We start from the raw sequence: 15,321 nt of genomic DNA on the forward strand, positions 1-15,321 counted from the left end.
TGAACGGGACGGCCACGGCGAGCGCCAGCATGACCGCGAGAGCGGCGGTCCTCGATCTGTGCTCGCGTATTCGAAGTCGCATGTTGTCTCCCGGATGGGGGGTGGGGGGTTGGCGTCCGCCGGGCGGCCGGGGCCGGTTCACCGGGCGGGGCCTGGTTGTTCGCGCACATCGTGACGGGGTGGCATGGCCCGGTCAAGTAACGAACTTCGGCCACCCCGGGCGGCGTGCGTGCCCGGCCCGGGGCCGTGCGTGTCACCGTCCGGGCCGGCAGCCCACGGCGTGTACCTCGCCGTGCGCCGAGCCGAGTCGCGCACCACCGCGTGCCGCGTCGATCGCCCTGGGCCTCCCGTGAGTTGGGCAGGCGGGACGTAGGGGCCGAGGCGAGCTCCTACGCGAGCGGGTACGGCGCCCCCGACGCGTACCCGCTCCATGACGGCCGTCGCCGTCGCCGGGACCCACCCCCGGGGCGAGCAGCGTCGCCGCCCGCCCCGTGAAGCGGTCCCGGACCTCGCCGCCGCCCCGGGTGGCAGGGGCGGGCTCCCTCAGCGGGTCAGGGCGAGGACCGGGCGCAGGCCGGCCGGGCGCTCCTCCACCGGCAGATGGTCCACGAAGTGGACGGCGCAGCCCAGTTCGGCCGCCCCGCCGTCCGCCTCTCGGTTGTCGCCCACCATCAGCACGTCGCGCGGATCCTGTCCGAGAGCCTCGCAGGCCGTGCCGAAGAGCCGCGGGTCCGGTTTCTGGACGCCGTGCTCGTAGGAGAGCACATAGGCGTCCACGTACTCGTCCATACCGTGCGCGCGGAAGACCGGGCGCAGGTCCCAGCCGATGTTGCTGATGACACCGACACCGATGCCCTCACGCTTCAGGGTGCCGAGCACCTCCGCCGTGTCCGCGTACGGACGCCAGGCGTCGGGCGTCCGGTGCCGTTCGTAGAGCGCGTCGTAGAGCCGGGGGTCGGGGAGCACCACCTGCCGGGCGAGGCCGGTGTACGCGGCCCTGTGCCGCTCCGCGCTCTCGTCGCGCGTCGCCCACAGACCCGCCAGATCCGGCGGCAGCTGCTGCGGCGACGATCCGCCGGGCAGGGCGCCCGCGACGGCCAGCTGGACCGCGTACCGCCGGACCTCGTCGGGCGGCACCGGAACGCTCAACTCGTCGAGTACGGCCCGCAGCCAGGAACCGGCCGATTCGATGCGGAACAGAGTTCCTGAGAAATCGAAAAGCACACCCTTGATCTTCATGGACCCGATCCTCGCGGGGTCACCGCCATCGGGACAAGGCCCGTCCTTCGTACGTGGCGACGGACACGGCCACCAGACACGCCCCGAACAGCCAGCCGCCCACCACGTCCGAACTCCAGTGCACGCCCAACCAGACGCGGTTGAACCCGGAGCCGAGCACCGACACGGCCCCCACCACCAGGGCGGCGCGCCACAGAGGGCCGCTCAGGCCGTGTCCCCGCAGGAGCCACAGCAGTACTCCGACGGTGACGGTGGCGGTCATCGCGTGGCCCGAAGGGAACGCCGCGTAGTGGGCCGAATCGAGCGGGTCCGGCCAGCTGGGGCGCTCACGGCCGACGGCCGCCTTCACCCCCTGCGACACCAGCGCGCCGACCAGGGACGTCAGGGCGACCCAACAGGCCAGGAGGCGTGAGCCGCTGAACCAGAGCAGGAAGAAGGCGACGGCCGTCAGGAGGCGCATCGTCCAGGGGTCCCAGACCCAGTCGGTGAGAATCCGGTTCGCGTGGGTGGCGCCCGGGGCGTCGACCGCCGACCGGTGCAGATCGACCGAGATGGTCCGGTCGAGCGAGAACAGCGGACCCCACCCGGCGGCGACGAGCGCCAGCAGTACCAGGGACGCCACGCCCAGGACGACCGCGAGACGGGCCGGGGTCACGGCTCCCGACGGCGTGGGCGGCGACGGTGAGTCCGAACGTGACTGCGGCGGCACGGCGGGGGATTGCATGCGCTGATCCTTCACTACGACGGGCCCGGCAAACTATCCCAGCGTGCGTAGGGCCGGGATGAACGCCACCACGAGCGGAACGGCGGGCACCAGGGCCGCCGCCGCCGTCAGCCGCAGCCGGCGGCCCGCCGTGAGCCGGGGAAGAGGCGTCAGCAACCGGTCGACCCGGCGCGGCAGTTCGGTGTCGGGCGTGGGGCAGGGGCCGAACACCCCCCGGTCCTCGTTCAGTTCGACCAGGGCGAGCGCGATCGTCAGCCGCCCGAAACGGCGCGAGGCGACATCGTCGGCGGCCAGCTCGACCAGGCGGTGCATCTCGGCCCGGAACGCGGCGAAGACGGGCACCTGCGGGAAGCCGTTGGCCAGCGCGGACGAGCAGTGCAGCAGCCAGTCGTGCCGGGCCCGGGCGTGGCCCTGTTCATGGGCCAGCACCGCGTCGAGCTGACGGCCCTTGAGCCGCCGCAGGGCCGCCGTGGTGATGACCAGCTGCGGGGCGGCGCCCGGCAGCCACCAGGCACCGGGGCGCTCGCCCTCAAGGACGACCAGGGGGTCGCCGCCGGACTCCTCGCCCGGCAACAGCGGTGAGCGGACGAGCAGTTCCTCGCGCCGCCGCTTGCGGCGCCTGTGCGCCCGGTGGATCTCGCGCGTGAGCATCGCGCCCGTCCAGAGACCGCCGGCCGCGAGCAGCACGGCCAGCGCCGCGGACCAGGGCCGGTGCGTGCCGAGCGCGTACGCCTCCACGACCCCGCTCGGGGCCGGGGCGAAGACATGTCCCCGTACGGCCAGCCAGGCCGCCGCCGCGCTGAAGGTCATGGCGAGGACGCAGCAGAGCAGTACGGCGGCCACCACGCACTGCCAGACCCAGAGGGCCACCACCGGCTCGCGCTCGGGCCATTCGGTGCGCGCCAGCAGTCGCGGTGCGACCACCGCGGCCAGCGCACCGAGCGTCAGCAGCACGAGGGAGACCATCATGGTCGTCAGTTTATGAGTGCGGCGCCGCTCAGAGGGGCGGCCAGGGGCGCCAAGTGACGCAGGACACGGTCGTCGCGCCCCGCGCCTGCCTTACGAGTCCCGCCCGGCCGGGAGGCCTGGCCCGGGACGTCCGGCCCGCGCTGCCCGCGCGTCGTAGGTCGTCGGTCGTGCGTCAGAGCGTGAGCAGCATCGCCAGCATCGCGATGCCCATCGAGAGCCGGCAGGCCAGCGTCAGCTCGGGCCGGCCGTCCCGAACGCCCGTCGCGGTGTCCGTCACGACCCCGGTGGCCGCTCCACCGAGGGCACCGCCCACGCCGCCGAACTCACCGCCGCTCTCCGTGCTCTCCCCGCCCGTCCCGGGCACGATCGGGCCCGTTCGCTCCGGCGCGCTCACGCTCTGCAACGGCAGCAGCCGCGCGCCCGTCCACAGCACGAACCCGGCGTAGTAGATCAGCAGCACACCCGTGGCCAGGGGGGTGCCGCCCGCCTCGTGCCCGGCGTGCGCGCCGCCGGGGAGCAGGGCCATCGCCACCGCCATGTAGACCATGGCGAGCATCCCCACGAGATGGTGCAAATGGTGCGAGGTTCCCCGGGCCGGGCCCAGCGCGCGGAGCGCCGCGACCCCGAACACCGTCGCGTACACCAGCCAGACCCAGCGCGGGGGAGTGATCACCGCGGCCGGCACCGCCATCGCCGCCATCCCGAATCCCATCAGGGCCTCGCCGCCGGCCGTGCCGCGCCACCCGCCGCCGCCCCGCGGTCCCAGCAGGCAGTAGGTCCCGGCCGCCGCGCAGAGCGCCACGACCAGCCAGCCGGCGGTCGCCGGTCCGTGCACCGCGCACCTCCCCCTCGCCACGCTCCAACAATGTCCGCACAAACGGTGTCAACGGTGAAATGCCCCAGTCGTTCGAGGCGCACGCGAGCGCAGAGAGACACGGGGGGAGCACACGGGGGGCCTCAGCCACCGGTCGGCAGGCGTGGAAACCGCCTGCTTCTCGCATTCCACTGGAAACGGAAAACGTAAAGAAAATAGGCTGACACAACTCTTCCGAATTGGTCTGGACAAAAGCGTCCCGGGGACCTTGTGGTGACCCTCGGGACGCGGATACTTTGCGATGGTGCGCCACGGAGGCGGGCGGGCTGCCGCCGCCTGTAATTCCCCCCACCCCCGTGGATACGCGTTTTTCCTGGCAGATTTCTAGTGGGAGGAAATACTCCGTGAGTATTTCGAGACGCGCCGTCATAGCGTCGGCGCTGGCCGGCACAGCAGCGGCCGGTGGTGTCCTCGGCAGCCAGCAGGCCGGCGCCGCGACAGGGCCACGTGGCAGGGCGCAAGCGGCACCCGCCGCGAGTCCCCCCGGCGACGTGGTCGGCAAGATCAGCGTCGGGTACCAGGGCTGGTTCGCCTGCAAGGGCGACGGTTCCCCGATCGACAGCTGGTGGCACTGGAGCCAGAACGCCGGGCAGCCGCCGTCGCTCGGCAATACGACCATCAAGTCGTGGCCGGATGTGCGCGAGTACACCCGTACATTCCCCACGGCTTATCCGAATCTGAACAATGGCCAGCCGGCCTCGCTGTTCTCCTCGCACGACCAGCAGACCGTCGACACCCACTTCCGGTGGATGCGCGAGAACAACTGCGACACCGCCGCGCTCCAGCGGTTCAATCCCATGGGCGGCGAAGGCCCGATCCGTGACGCGATGGCGCGCAAGGTACGCCAGTCGGCGGAGGCCAACGGCCGGAAGTTCTACATCATGTACGACGTCACCGACTGGCGGGCCATGCAGTCGGAGATCAAGCAGGACTGGACCAACAAGATGAAGGCGTACACGTCGTCGGGCGCGTACGCGAAGCAGAACGGCAAGCCCGTCGTCTGTATCTGGGGCTTCGGCTTCGCCGACGACAAGCGTCCGTTCGCGCCCCCGGAGTGCCTGGACGTCATCAACTGGTTCAAGGGACAGGGCTGTTACGTCATCGGCGGTGTGCCCACGCACTGGCGCAACGGCAACAGCGACTCCCGGCCCGGCTTCTCCGGGGTCTACCACGCCTTCAACATGATCTCGCCGTGGATGGTCGGGCGGATGGGCACCGTCGCCCAGGCCGACCAGTTCTACCGGGACGTCAACACCCCCGACAAGGCGGACTGCGACGCCAGCGGCATCGACTACCAGCCCTGCGTGATGCCGGGAGACCTCCAGTCCAGGCATCGCGCCCACGGCGACTTCATGTGGCGGCAGTTCTACAACATGTGCCGGCTCAACGTCGCGGGGATCTACATCTCCATGTTCGACGAGTACAACGAGGGCAACCAGATCGCCAAGACCGCGGAGAACGGCTCGCAGGTGCCGTCCGGCTCCGGCATCTGGGCCCTCGACGAGGACGGCACGGCCTGCTCGTCGGACTACTACCTCCGGCTCACCGGTGACGGCGGCCGGATGCTCAAGAAGCAGATAGGACTCACCGCCACCCGGCCCACCCCGCCCAGGTAGCGCCCCGAGGCGGAGCCGGCCCGTCCGGCGACCGGTCACAGCAAGGGCGCGGGCCGCCGGGATCCTCCCCGGCGGCCCGCGCGCCGTCAGCTCGTCGGCAGCTGGCGCGCCCGTGTCTCGCGCCCGCGCAGCCTCGGAGTGAACGTCGCGTGGAAGATGGTGGAGGCCGCCCCGACGGCCGCGGCCCCCGCGCTCAGCACGGAGGGCTCCACCTCGACCCGGCGCAGCCGCCGGGCGGTCGGGAACTCGTTGACGGTACGGGCGATCTCGGCCAGATAGAAGTCGGCGACGTCGTCGGTGAAGAACGGCCCGCCGAGGACGATCAGATCGATGTCCAGCAGATCGGTCAGGCCCAGCGCGCCCCGTCCGACCGCCCGCGCCACCTCACGTACGGCCGCCGTCGCCGCCCGGTCGCCCGCCGCCGCGGCCCGGCCCACCGCGAGATACGCGGCGATGCTGCCGCTCGCCGCCGCCGGGCGCAGACCGCCGCGCGCCGCCAGGTCGGGCACGGAGACCGGCGGATTGCACTCGGGCAGGATCTCGGGGCGGCCGTCCTCGTCCACCCGGCCCAGGGCGATCGCGCAGAGCTGGCCGAACTCGCCCGCGTTGGAGCTGACACCCCGGTAGATGTCGCCGTTCAGATAGAGGCCGGTGCCCACCCCCGTACCGAGATAGAGATACGCGAAGTCCCTGGCCCGCCGGTCGCGGCCGATCCAGCGCTCGCCGGCCGCCGCCGCCGTCGAGTCCTTCTCCATGATCACCGGGCAGGGGAAGTGGTCCTTGAGGAGATAGAGCAGCGGAAGATCGCCCCAGGCCGACATCAGGGGCGGCCCCAGCACCGTCCCGGACGCGATGTCCACCGGGCCCGGCACCGCGACCCCGATGCCGAGGAACCCCTCGGGCCGTACCGCCCCGCCCGCCTCGGCCAGCGTCTGGCGGCCCAGCGCGGCCACCCGCTCCACGAACTCCGCCGGATCGGTGTCCGCGCTGACCGACCGGGTGCGGGTGTGGACGATCGCCCCGTCCAGGTCGATCACCACCGCGGTCAGCAGCTCGGGATCGATATGGATGCCGAGCGCGTGCGCGGCGGCTCCGCGCAGCCGTACCGGCGTACGCGGTTTGCCCGAGGTGGCGCGCAGTTGCGCCTCCTCGATCAGGATGCCCCGGTCCAGCAGCGACCGCGCGATACGGGACACCGACTGCTGGGTGAGGCCGGTGCGGTGGGCGATCTCGCCCCGGGTGATGGTGCCGGAGAGGCGGACGGTCTCGATGACCACGCACTCGTTGAACGACCCCAGGTCGATCTGGTTGACACCGCTCCAGGTGTGGCCGCGCGCGGAGCTGTCCGTCGCCTCGTCGGCGCCGAGATGGCCCGCCACGTTCTCGCGCAGCCAGCGCACGGTGTGCTGCGGGTCGTCCGCGTCCTCCGCCGCGTACCGCTCCAGTTCGGCCGCCAGGTCGAGATAGACGCGCCGGGACGACTCCGGATGGCTGGTGCTGTCGAGAGCGATCATGGCCCGCAGGAAGGTGCGCCAGGTGGACCGGGCCGGGATGTGATGGCACGTCACCACGGCTCGGGCGTCGGCCGGTTGGGGGACGTCGGCGGCGGGGGCGGGGTCGCTGCCCGGCGCGGTGTCCCAGAGGGTGATCGCGTGCAGGGCGAGGTCGGGATGGCGCCGGCTCGCCTGCGCGAGATAGCCGGTCAGCGCCCGGTCGGAGGCGAGGACGTCCGCGCGGCGCGGGGAGCCGCGGCCCGGCGCGTCCGCCGGGCCCGGCGCCGGACGCGGTCCGTGCTCGGATTCGTCGGCCCGGTCGGAGCCGGCGGACGGACCGGCGCCGTGATGCCGCGTCGACGCCAGCGCCGCGTCCAGCGACCGGTCGAGACCCGCCAGGACATCCGCGCCGATCACCGTGCCCGCCGTGGCCGGGGCGCTCGCCACCAGCCGGGTCCCGGCCAGCAGCACCCCGCGCAGTCCGTCCACGTACAGGCCCATCACCCACACGTCGCCGCCCGGCAGCGGCGGCCGGGCCGGCACCGACGGCGCCACCGGCTCGTCGGGGACCAGGCGCCAGCGGCGGCGGATTCCGGCGACCGTGGCGTGCGAGAGGCCCAACTCCCGCGCCACCGCCCGCGAGGCGCCGCTGCCGCCGGGGGCGAGCAGGGTACGGGTGACGACCTCGGCCTCGTCGACCGTGGCCGGTCTGCCCGTGCGCGGCCGGTGTTCCAGACCGTCGATGCCCGCGCTCGTCCAGCGCTGCCGCCAACTGCCGACCGTCTGCCGCGACACCCCGAGCCGGCGTGAGATCTCCGCGTCGCGCAGCCCGTCGGCCGCGAGCAGCACGACCCCGGCGCGGGTGGCGAGCGGACCGCCCTCGTCGGCCCAGCGGCGCAGGACGGCCCGGAGTTCGGGGGAGAGCATGCCGTCGGCGGGTTCGGCCGGTCGGGTGTCAGACACCCGGGCCTCCCTTCGGGCCGCCCCCGCGGACCAGCCGCAGTGTCAGGATCTGGAAGGGCCGCAGCGTCAGCTCCACCGAACGGCCCCTGTGGGCAAGGACGTCGATCATGTCCTCCAGCAGATCGGTCTCGTGCACGGCGGCGAGCGGGAAGCCGGCGGTCAGCGTCGTACGGGCCCGGCCGCCCCGTGACTCGTACAGCCGGACCACCACGTCGCCCGACCGGTCGTCGGCGAGTTTCACCGCCTCCACCACGACGTCCGGACCCTCCAACGCCACGAGTGGCCCAGGCTCCTCGGAAGCCCCGGCCGCCGGACCGGGCCGCAGCGGGAGATTGAGCGCGTACCCCTCGGAGATCGCGTCGGCCACGTCGGCGCCGGGCCGCACCGTGTGCCGGAAGGTCTGCGGACCCCGGTCGGCGTGCGGGTCGGGGCCGCGCGCGGCGCGCAGCAGCGAGAGCCGCACGAGCGTGGTGGTCCCGGCGTCCGCGCGGGTGTGGCGCGACACGTCGTAGCCGTACGTCGCGTCGGACGCGAGCGCCACGCCCCAGCCGTGCTCGCCGACATGGATCCAGCGGTGCGCCCACTGCTCGTAACGGGCCGCGTCCCAGCCGGTGTTCTCATGGGTCGGGCGCTCGACATGGGCGTACTGGATCTCGCCCCGGCTGCTCTCCGCGTGTACGTCCAGCGGCCAGACCGCCTTGAGGAGGGTGGCCTGTTCGCGCCAGTCGACGTCGGTGTCGACGGTCAGCGCGCGCCCGCCGGCCGTCAGCGTCAGCGACTGCGTGATGGTGGACCTGCCGGTGCCCCGCTCCACCCGTACCCGCGCCAACAGCGGCCCCCTGTCGGTCACTTCGACGGACGACGCCGTGTCGAGATCACGCCGGGTGCCGTGGGCGGCGCCGTCGGCCGGTGAGTCGCCGTGCGGGGCGTCGAGGGCCGAGGCGCTCCACCGCGCCGGGTCGTCCCGGTGCAGCTGGAGCAGATTGCCCGCGCCGCCCGGCGCGATGGCCTCGCGGTCGGCGGTCAGATCGCGCACGGAGCGTACGAGCCCCGCCGCGTCGACATGGACCCGCAGCAGCCCGTTGTCCAGCAGCTGCCCGCCGCCCCGGTCCTCGTCCACGGGCGTGACCGTCACCGGGGCCGTCCCCCCGAGCGGCAGCCCGGCCGTGCCCCGGCCGAGCGCGGGGGCCTCGGCCAGAACGGCGAGCCGCCCGCCGGACAGCGGCTGGCCCGTCTCCACCACGCCCGTCAGCCGGTCCCGGTCGAGCACGACGACCTCGCGGCGGGCGCGCGGCCCGGCGTTGAGGACCGTGGCACCGTCCGGTCCGCCCGCCGAGCGCAGGATCAGGGCCCGGAGCCGGCGGTGGACCTCGCGGTACGCCTGCTCCGCCTCCTCGTGCACCCAGGCGATCGCGCCACCCGGCAGGATGTCCCGGCTCTGGAGCAGCAGGACCCGCTTCCACAGGGTGTCCAACTCCTCGTACGGATACGGCACCCCGTCCCGTACCGCCGCCGTCGCCGACCACAACTCGGCCTCGCGCAAAAGGGATTCACTGCGGCGGTTGCCACGCTTGGTGCGGGCCTGGCTCGTGTACGCGCCGTGGTGCGTCTGGGCGTACAGCTCACCGCGCCACACCGGGGCGTGCGGGTACTCGTCGAGCGCGTCCCGGAAGAAGTGCGAGGGGTGCTGGATCTCGACGCGCGGCGAGCCCTCCAGGTCGGCCAGCCTCCGGGCGCGTTCCAGCGCCTCGCGGGTGGGTCCTTCGCCCTCGTGGTCCGCCTCTGCGGCCCCCTGCCCATGGCCGAAGGGCATCAGCGAACGGCTGCCGCCGCCCTTCTCCGCGTACGCGGCGACCGCGTTGGCCAACTCCGGCCCCGTCAGGGACGCGTGGTGCGGTCCGGCCGGCGGGCAGTGCGTGAAGATCCGGCTCCCGTCGACGCCCTCCCACCAGAACGTGTGGTGCGGAAGGGAGTTGGGGTCGTGCGCGGCGAGCGCGTGGCCGAGCGCCCAGCGCGCCCCGGTGAGCGCCGCGAGCTGGGGGATGGCGGCGGTCAGACCGCCGGGGCCGGGCAGCCAGACACCGTCCGGGTCCAGGCCGAGCTCTTCGCGGTAGAAGCGCCGGCCGTGGGTGAACTGCCGGGCCAGCGACTCCCCGCCGGGCAGATTCGGGTCCGGCTCCACCCACATCCCGCCCACCGGGACCCAGTTGCCGCGGGCGACGGCCTTGCGTATCCGCTCGAAGACATGCGGATGCTGGTCCTTCATCCAGGCGTGCTGCTGCGCGGACGAGGCGGCGAACACCAGCTCCGGGTACTCGTCCGCGAGGGCGGTCACACTGCTGAAGGCGCGGGCTCCGGCCCGTACGCTCTCGCGCATCGGCCGCAGCCGGGCCGATCCCGTCGCCACGTGCGCGACGGCGGCGACGGTGTGCGCGGACTCGTGCGCGCGGCGGGCCAGCGCCGGCGCGAGCACCTCCCGCGCGCCGGCGGCCGTCCCCGGGATGTCACGGGGGTCGACGACGTCGATCGCTCGGTCCAGCGCCCGCAGGATCTCGTGGCGGCGCGGCAGGCCGGCGGGCAGCGCCCGCATCAGACTCTCCAGGACATCGATGTCATGGATGAGCTGCCAGATGGTCTCGTCACGTACGGCGAGGTCCGCCCGGAGCAGCCGGTGGAGGGGCTCGTCGCCGGCGGTGACCGGGTCGCCGAAGCGGGCACCGACTCCGGTGGCCGCGTCGATCGCGGGATTGGCCGCGGCCTCGACGAGCAGCCGTACGGACTCGCCGCCCCCGGCCTGCGTCGCGACGGTCACGGTGCTGTTGTGCGGGTGCAGGCCCTGGAGCGGTGTGCCGTGCTCGTCGTGGACCAGCCCCTCGGCCCCGTCGCCCCCGAGGTCGATGAGCGCTTCCACACGGCGGCCCGCCCACCGCTCGGGCACATCGGCGGCGAAACGGAACCAGCTGGTGGACCAGGGGCCGCCGCCCCATGTCCCGCCGACGACGAACGGCGTGTAACCGGCACGGAGCGCGACCTGGACGGGCACCGGCTCGCCCGGGATGTGCCAGGCCCCGACCTCCATGGGAAGCCGCCCGCCGTACAGCGCGGGCCGCAGCCGACGGTCGAGGAAGTGGGCTACGCGCGCCTCTCCGGACTTCGTTCGGTCATGCATGGGCGGCCCTTCCTGTCCTGCTGATGTCCGCCATGTAAAACCAAGAGTGTTATCAAGTCAACGCCCGTCCCGATTACTTCTGAGTTCCTGGTGGTGAGCGCCTTGCGATTGAATTGTCAGTCGAATTCCCGCCCGGAAAGTTCTGCTCCTGGACATTAATTCCCCTGACGTTCGGGCGGCCGAACAGGGCCGCGCGGAAAGGCGGGGAAGAGCCGGGGGACCGACGGAGCGGAGAAGGACGGGGAGCGGTGGCGAAGAACGGCAGGAAGGCCGCCGCCTTCCTGCCGTCCGTGTGAGGGGTCCCGCGCCGGGGCGGTGGGTCCTTAGGGCCGTACGGCCTCGGGCCGCGCGCAAGTCGTACGCACCGGGAGCCAGAGGCCCTCGCGCGCCGCGTCGAGCAGTGTCAGCATCACGTCGAGGACATGGCGGGCGAGTTCGCCGGAGGCCCGGTGCGGCCGGTCGTCCGCGAGCGCGGTCGCCAGATCCGCCAGGCCCGTCCCGCGCCCGGCGTCGCGGTAGCCGCCCGACACCGGGAGCCGCTCCCACGCACCGCCCGCCCGGTGCAACTCCACAGGACCGTCGAAGCCGTTGGGGTCCGGGAGGGAGAGCGAGCCCTCGGTGCCGTGCACCTCGACGCGGGGCAGCCGCGCGGCCTGGATGTCGAAGCTCATCACCAGCGTGGTGAGCGCGCCGCCGGTGTGCTCCAGGAGCCCGGTGACATGGGTGTCCACCTCGCTGTCGAAGTGCTCGCCGGCGCGCGGCCCGGCGCCGACGGTCCGTTCGGTCCGTGGCATGGACGCGGCGCCGGTGACCCGGCCGACGGGCCCCAGCAGATGGACGAGGGCGGAGAGGTAGTAGGGGCCCATGTCGAGCAGCGGCCCGCCGCCGGGGCGGTAGTAGAACTCGGGGGCGGGGTGCCAGCGTTCATGGCCCGGTGTGGTCATGAACGCGGTGGCGGCGACCGGGGCGCCGATGAGCCCGTCGTCGACCGCCGCGCGCGCGGTCTGCACCCCCGTACCGAGCACGGTGTCCGGGGCGCAGCCGATCCGCAGCCCGCGCCCGTCGGCCGCCGCGAGCAGACCGTCGGCCTCCTCGCGGGTCATGGCGAGCGGCTTCTCGCCGTACACATGCTTTCCCGCGTCGAGCGCGGCGCGCGCCACCTCCGCGTGTACGGCGGGCAGGGTCAGGTTCAGGACGGCGTCGACGTCGGGGCGTGCGACCAGCTCGGCGGCCGAGGCCGCGACGGCGACGCCCGGTACGCGCGCGGCGACCTCCTCGGCGCGGGCCGTGTCGAGGTCGGTCACGGCGGTCAGCCGTACGGTGTCGAGCCGCTCCAGCGTGCTCACGTACTCACCGCTGATCTTCCCCGCGCCGACCATGCCGACCCTCAGCGGCTCGCCCACAGCAGCCCCCTCTCGGTCAGCGTCCGTACCTCCGGCACGTCGAAGTCGTCCGGCTTGTGACCGATGGTGGAGACGAAGACACGGCCCGCGGCGCGGGTCCTGGTCCAGACGGCGGGCATGGTGACCGGCCGTGCCCGGATCTCGTCGGCCTCGAACCCGATCGTCGCGAGGACGTCGATCAGGGGGTCGGTGGCCGTCCAGTAGCGCTCGGTGTGGACGTCGAAGTTGGCCAGCCCGGCGACGACCGGATGGTCCGCCCGCTCCGGCACGATCCGCACCGTGTGGTCGGAGAAGCCCGCCGGATGCATCAGGAACTGGCCGCCGGTGAGGAGTTGGTAGTTCACGTCGCCGCGGAAGGAGTCGACGATGCCGCCGTGCCAGCCGGCGAAGCCCGTGCCCGCGTGGACCGCCGCGGTCAGGCCCGCGCACTGCTCCTCGCTGATCCGGCCCATGCTCCAGCACTGGACGACGAGATCGGTGGCGGCGAGGAGCGGGGCGTCGGCGTAGACGTCCAGGGTGCCGGCCGTCTCGACCTCGAAACCGTTGTCCTTGAGGAAGGGCACGAAGAGATCCGTGATCGCGACCGGCTGGTGGCCCTCCCAGCCGCCACGGACGACCAGCGCGCGCCGGGGGCCGGCGGTGGGCGGCGGGCCCGATGGGGTGGCTGTCATGGTCGTTGCACGCTCCCGTCGGTGTTGCGCAGCAGGGCCCAGCGGTCGTGTTCCAGCGGCTCGGGCACCGGATACCGGCGTGCCGCGACCTCGTCGAAGTCGACGCCGTGGCCCGGCTTCTCGTGCGGGGTCAGCGCGCCGTCGTGCGCCACGACCGTACCGGGGAAGACCTCCAGAACGGCAGGCTTGAAGACCGCCGCTTCCTGCACACCGAAGGCGTGGCTGCTGATGTTCATGGCCAGCGTGGCGGCCTGGGCGACGGGGCTGACGTCGGCCGGGCCGTGCGGCGCGAGCCGGGTGCCGCGCAACTCGCAGTAGGCTGCGAGCTTGCGGGCCGGGGTGAGACCGCCGAGGGTGGGGACGCGGATCCGCGCGAAGTCGATGGCGCCGGCGTCGAGCAGCGGCAGGAACTGGCCCACGTCGTGGAAGAGTTCGCCGACGGCGAGCGGTACCGGGGAGCCGGCCCGCAGCGCGGCGAAGTGGCCGGCGTCCTCGGGGGCGAGCAGATCCTCCACGAAGTACAGACCGGCGTCCTCGACCCGGCGCAGGAAGTCCCGGGCCTGCCGGGGGTCGAGGCGCTCGTGCACGTCGTGCAGCAACTCGACCTCCTCGCCCACCCGTTCACGCACCTCCGTCAGGACGCGCGGCACGGTGCGCACGTACGCGGCGGAGTCCCAGGGCACCGAGCGGGTGCGCAGCGCGCGGGCGTCGGTGGAGGCCGCGGCGCCGGTGCCGTAGGTGTCGGAGCCGGGGACGGACGCCTGGATCCGGACATGGCGGTAGCCGCGTCCGCGCGCGGCCACGACCTTCTCGGCGATCTCGTCGGCGTCGGCGCCGCTGACATGGGTGTAGGCCTCGGCGTGGGTACGGACCCGGCCGCCGAACAGCGAGTACAGCGGCGCCCCGAGACGCTTGGCCTTGAGGTCCCACAGGGCGACGTCGACCCCGCCGAGGGCGTTGCCGGTGACCGAACCGCCGCGCCAGTAGGCGCTGTTGAGCAGCAGCCGGTGGATGTCGTCGATGTCGTCGGGGTCCCGGCCGACGAGCATCGGGCCCAGGTAGTCGTCGAGCACGGACCGTACGGCGAGGGTGCGCTGCGGGTCGCTCGCGCAGCCGAGGCCGTAGAGCCCCGGCTCGTTGGTCTCGACGCGGACGATGAGATGGGGGCAGCCGTGCGGTGCGGTGAGGAAGGTGGAGACGGCCGTGATGCGGATCTTCGCACCGCGGTCCTCGACCCAGGGGGCGGGGGCGAGGATGTCGGAGCGGGCATCAGGCTGAGCCATACGAACTCCAGCGTACAGATAGCAGAATGGTGTACTGCTATCCGAACGTAGAGAGACCGTCTTTGATTTGTCAATGACTCTACCAAATATGGGTGGAACGGTCCTCAGTGCTGCCCGAGCCGTTTGAGGAGGGTCCGCAGTGAATGTGCGGCCTCCGTGACGGCCCCGGCGATCTCCTGCGCGCGGGCGTCGTCCATCCGGCTCTTGGGGGCCGAACAGCTGATGGCGTCGCCCCCGCCGTGCCCGGTGCCGAGCGCCACGGCCACGCACCGGATGTCCACGGAGTTCTCCCCGTCGTCCATCGCCCAGCCCTGGAGCCGGGCCTCCGCGAGCTGGCGGATCAGCTCGTCGGGGTCGGTCACGGTGTCCGGGGTGAGCCGGGCCAGCGGCCAGTCCAGCCGGCGCTGCACCTCGGCGGCGTCGTACTGCGACAGCATCGCCTTGCCGAGGGCCGTCGCGTGCGCCGGCAGCCGCCTGCCCACCGCCGAGTACATCCGAAGGGCGTGCCGTGACTCGCGTTTGGCCAGGTAGACGACGTCCGTGCCGTCCAGCCTGCCCAGGTGCACCGACTCGCCCGTCTCCTCGGCGAGCGCGTCGAGGACCGGCCCCGCGAGGCTCGCGACATCGTCGCCCTCCAAGTAGGCCGTGCCCGTCAGCAGGGCCTTGAGTCCGAGGCTGTAACGGGTCCCCGAGGCGTCGAGGTCCACCCAGCGCCGCGCCTCCATCGTCCGCAGGATCGCGTGCAGGCTGCTCTTCGGCACCGCCATCGCGCTCGCCATCTCGGCGAGCGAGAGCCGGGCGCCCTCGTTGCCGAGCAGTTCGAGCACCTCCAGCACCCGTGCCGCGGACTTGACCTCCTCGGGCCTACGACCTCGTGCTGCTGCTGCCACCGATTCCACGGAACCTCCGCTTCCCGC

General features: G+C 73.0%; 11 protein-coding genes. 1 reads left to right on the forward strand and 10 read right to left on the reverse strand.

Going from position 1 to position 15,321, the window contains the following annotated elements; genetic code table 11:
* Positions 1-543: 543 nt before the first annotated feature.
* From ACFWU9_RS22835 to ACFWU9_RS22850, 4 genes are all read right to left on the reverse strand, one after another.
* Positions 544-1,239, reverse strand: a complete 696-nt coding sequence (locus ACFWU9_RS22835; RefSeq protein ID WP_384321200.1) for an HAD family hydrolase — start codon at positions 1,237-1,239, stop codon at positions 544-546.
* A gap of 19 nt (positions 1,240-1,258) precedes the next feature.
* A complete protein-coding gene (locus ACFWU9_RS22840) occupies positions 1,259-1,963 on the reverse strand; it encodes a phosphatase PAP2 family protein (RefSeq protein WP_384321202.1) in 705 nt (234 codons plus the stop codon).
* A 33-nt stretch (positions 1,964-1,996) separates the two neighbouring features.
* The gene (locus ACFWU9_RS22845) at positions 1,997-2,932 is read right to left on the reverse strand and encodes a M56 family metallopeptidase (protein WP_384321204.1); all 936 of its coding nucleotides are present in this window, start codon (positions 2,930-2,932) and stop codon (positions 1,997-1,999) included.
* A gap of 172 nt (positions 2,933-3,104) precedes the next feature.
* A complete protein-coding gene (locus ACFWU9_RS22850) occupies positions 3,105-3,767 on the reverse strand; it encodes a DUF5134 domain-containing protein (protein ID WP_384321206.1) in 663 nt (220 codons plus the stop codon).
* Positions 3,768-4,150: 383 nt separating this feature from the next.
* Here ACFWU9_RS22850 and ACFWU9_RS22855 point away from each other — a divergent pair, with 383 nt between their 5' ends.
* Complete coding sequence (locus ACFWU9_RS22855) at positions 4,151-5,422, forward strand: glycoside hydrolase family 71/99-like protein (RefSeq protein WP_384321208.1); 1,272 nt, start codon at positions 4,151-4,153, stop codon at positions 5,420-5,422.
* 86 nt (positions 5,423-5,508) lie between these two features.
* Here the strand turns inward: ACFWU9_RS22855 and ACFWU9_RS22860 are convergent, their stop codons facing one another.
* From ACFWU9_RS22860 to ACFWU9_RS22885, 6 genes are all read right to left on the reverse strand, one after another.
* Entirely contained in the window at positions 5,509-7,878 is a 2,370-nt protein-coding gene (locus ACFWU9_RS22860; RefSeq protein WP_384321210.1) for an ROK family protein, read from the reverse strand.
* A complete protein-coding gene (locus ACFWU9_RS22865) occupies positions 7,871-11,047 on the reverse strand; it encodes an alpha-mannosidase (protein ID WP_384321212.1) in 3,177 nt (1,058 codons plus the stop codon). The genes ACFWU9_RS22860 and ACFWU9_RS22865 overlap by 8 nt, the downstream gene beginning before the upstream one ends.
* 323 nt (positions 11,048-11,370) lie before the next feature.
* On the reverse strand, positions 11,371-12,450 hold the full coding sequence (locus ACFWU9_RS22870; protein WP_384321214.1) for a Gfo/Idh/MocA family protein: 1,080 nt from the start codon (positions 12,448-12,450) through the stop codon (positions 11,371-11,373).
* Positions 12,435-13,121: a ThuA domain-containing protein gene (locus ACFWU9_RS22875; RefSeq protein WP_384321216.1), complete on the reverse strand. Its 687-nt coding sequence runs from the start codon at positions 13,119-13,121 to the stop codon at positions 12,435-12,437. Before ACFWU9_RS22875 ends, ACFWU9_RS22870 begins: the two co-directional genes overlap by 16 nt.
* Entirely contained in the window at positions 13,118-14,404 is a 1,287-nt protein-coding gene (locus tag ACFWU9_RS22880) for an enolase C-terminal domain-like protein (protein WP_384321218.1), read from the reverse strand. Before ACFWU9_RS22880 ends, ACFWU9_RS22875 begins: the two co-directional genes overlap by 4 nt.
* Positions 14,405-14,508: 104 nt before the next feature.
* Complete coding sequence (locus ACFWU9_RS22885) at positions 14,509-15,294, reverse strand: IclR family transcriptional regulator (protein ID WP_384321220.1); 786 nt, start codon at positions 15,292-15,294, stop codon at positions 14,509-14,511.
* Positions 15,295-15,321 lie beyond the last annotated feature (27 nt).

The sequence above is a fragment of the Streptomyces sp. NPDC058653 genome, assembly GCF_042716895.1.
Lineage (GTDB): Bacteria > Actinomycetota > Actinomycetes > Streptomycetales > Streptomycetaceae > Streptomyces.

Coding starts and splice junctions, on each gene's coding strand:
- ACFWU9_RS22835 (WP_384321200.1), bottom strand. CDS start 1,239: ATGAAGATCAAGGGTGTGCTTTTCGATTTCTCAGGAACTCTGTTCCGC.
- ACFWU9_RS22840 (WP_384321202.1), bottom strand. CDS start 1,963: ATGCAATCCCCCGCCGTGCCGCCGCAGTCACGTTCGGACTCACCGTCG.
- ACFWU9_RS22845 (WP_384321204.1), bottom strand. CDS start 2,932: ATGATGGTCTCCCTCGTGCTGCTGACGCTCGGTGCGCTGGCCGCGGTG.
- ACFWU9_RS22865 (WP_384321212.1), bottom strand. CDS start 11,047: ATGCATGACCGAACGAAGTCCGGAGAGGCGCGCGTAGCCCACTTCCTC.
- ACFWU9_RS22875 (WP_384321216.1), bottom strand. CDS start 13,121: ATGACAGCCACCCCATCGGGCCCGCCGCCCACCGCCGGCCCCCGGCGC.
- ACFWU9_RS22880 (WP_384321218.1), bottom strand. CDS start 14,404: ATGGCTCAGCCTGATGCCCGCTCCGACATCCTCGCCCCCGCCCCCTGG.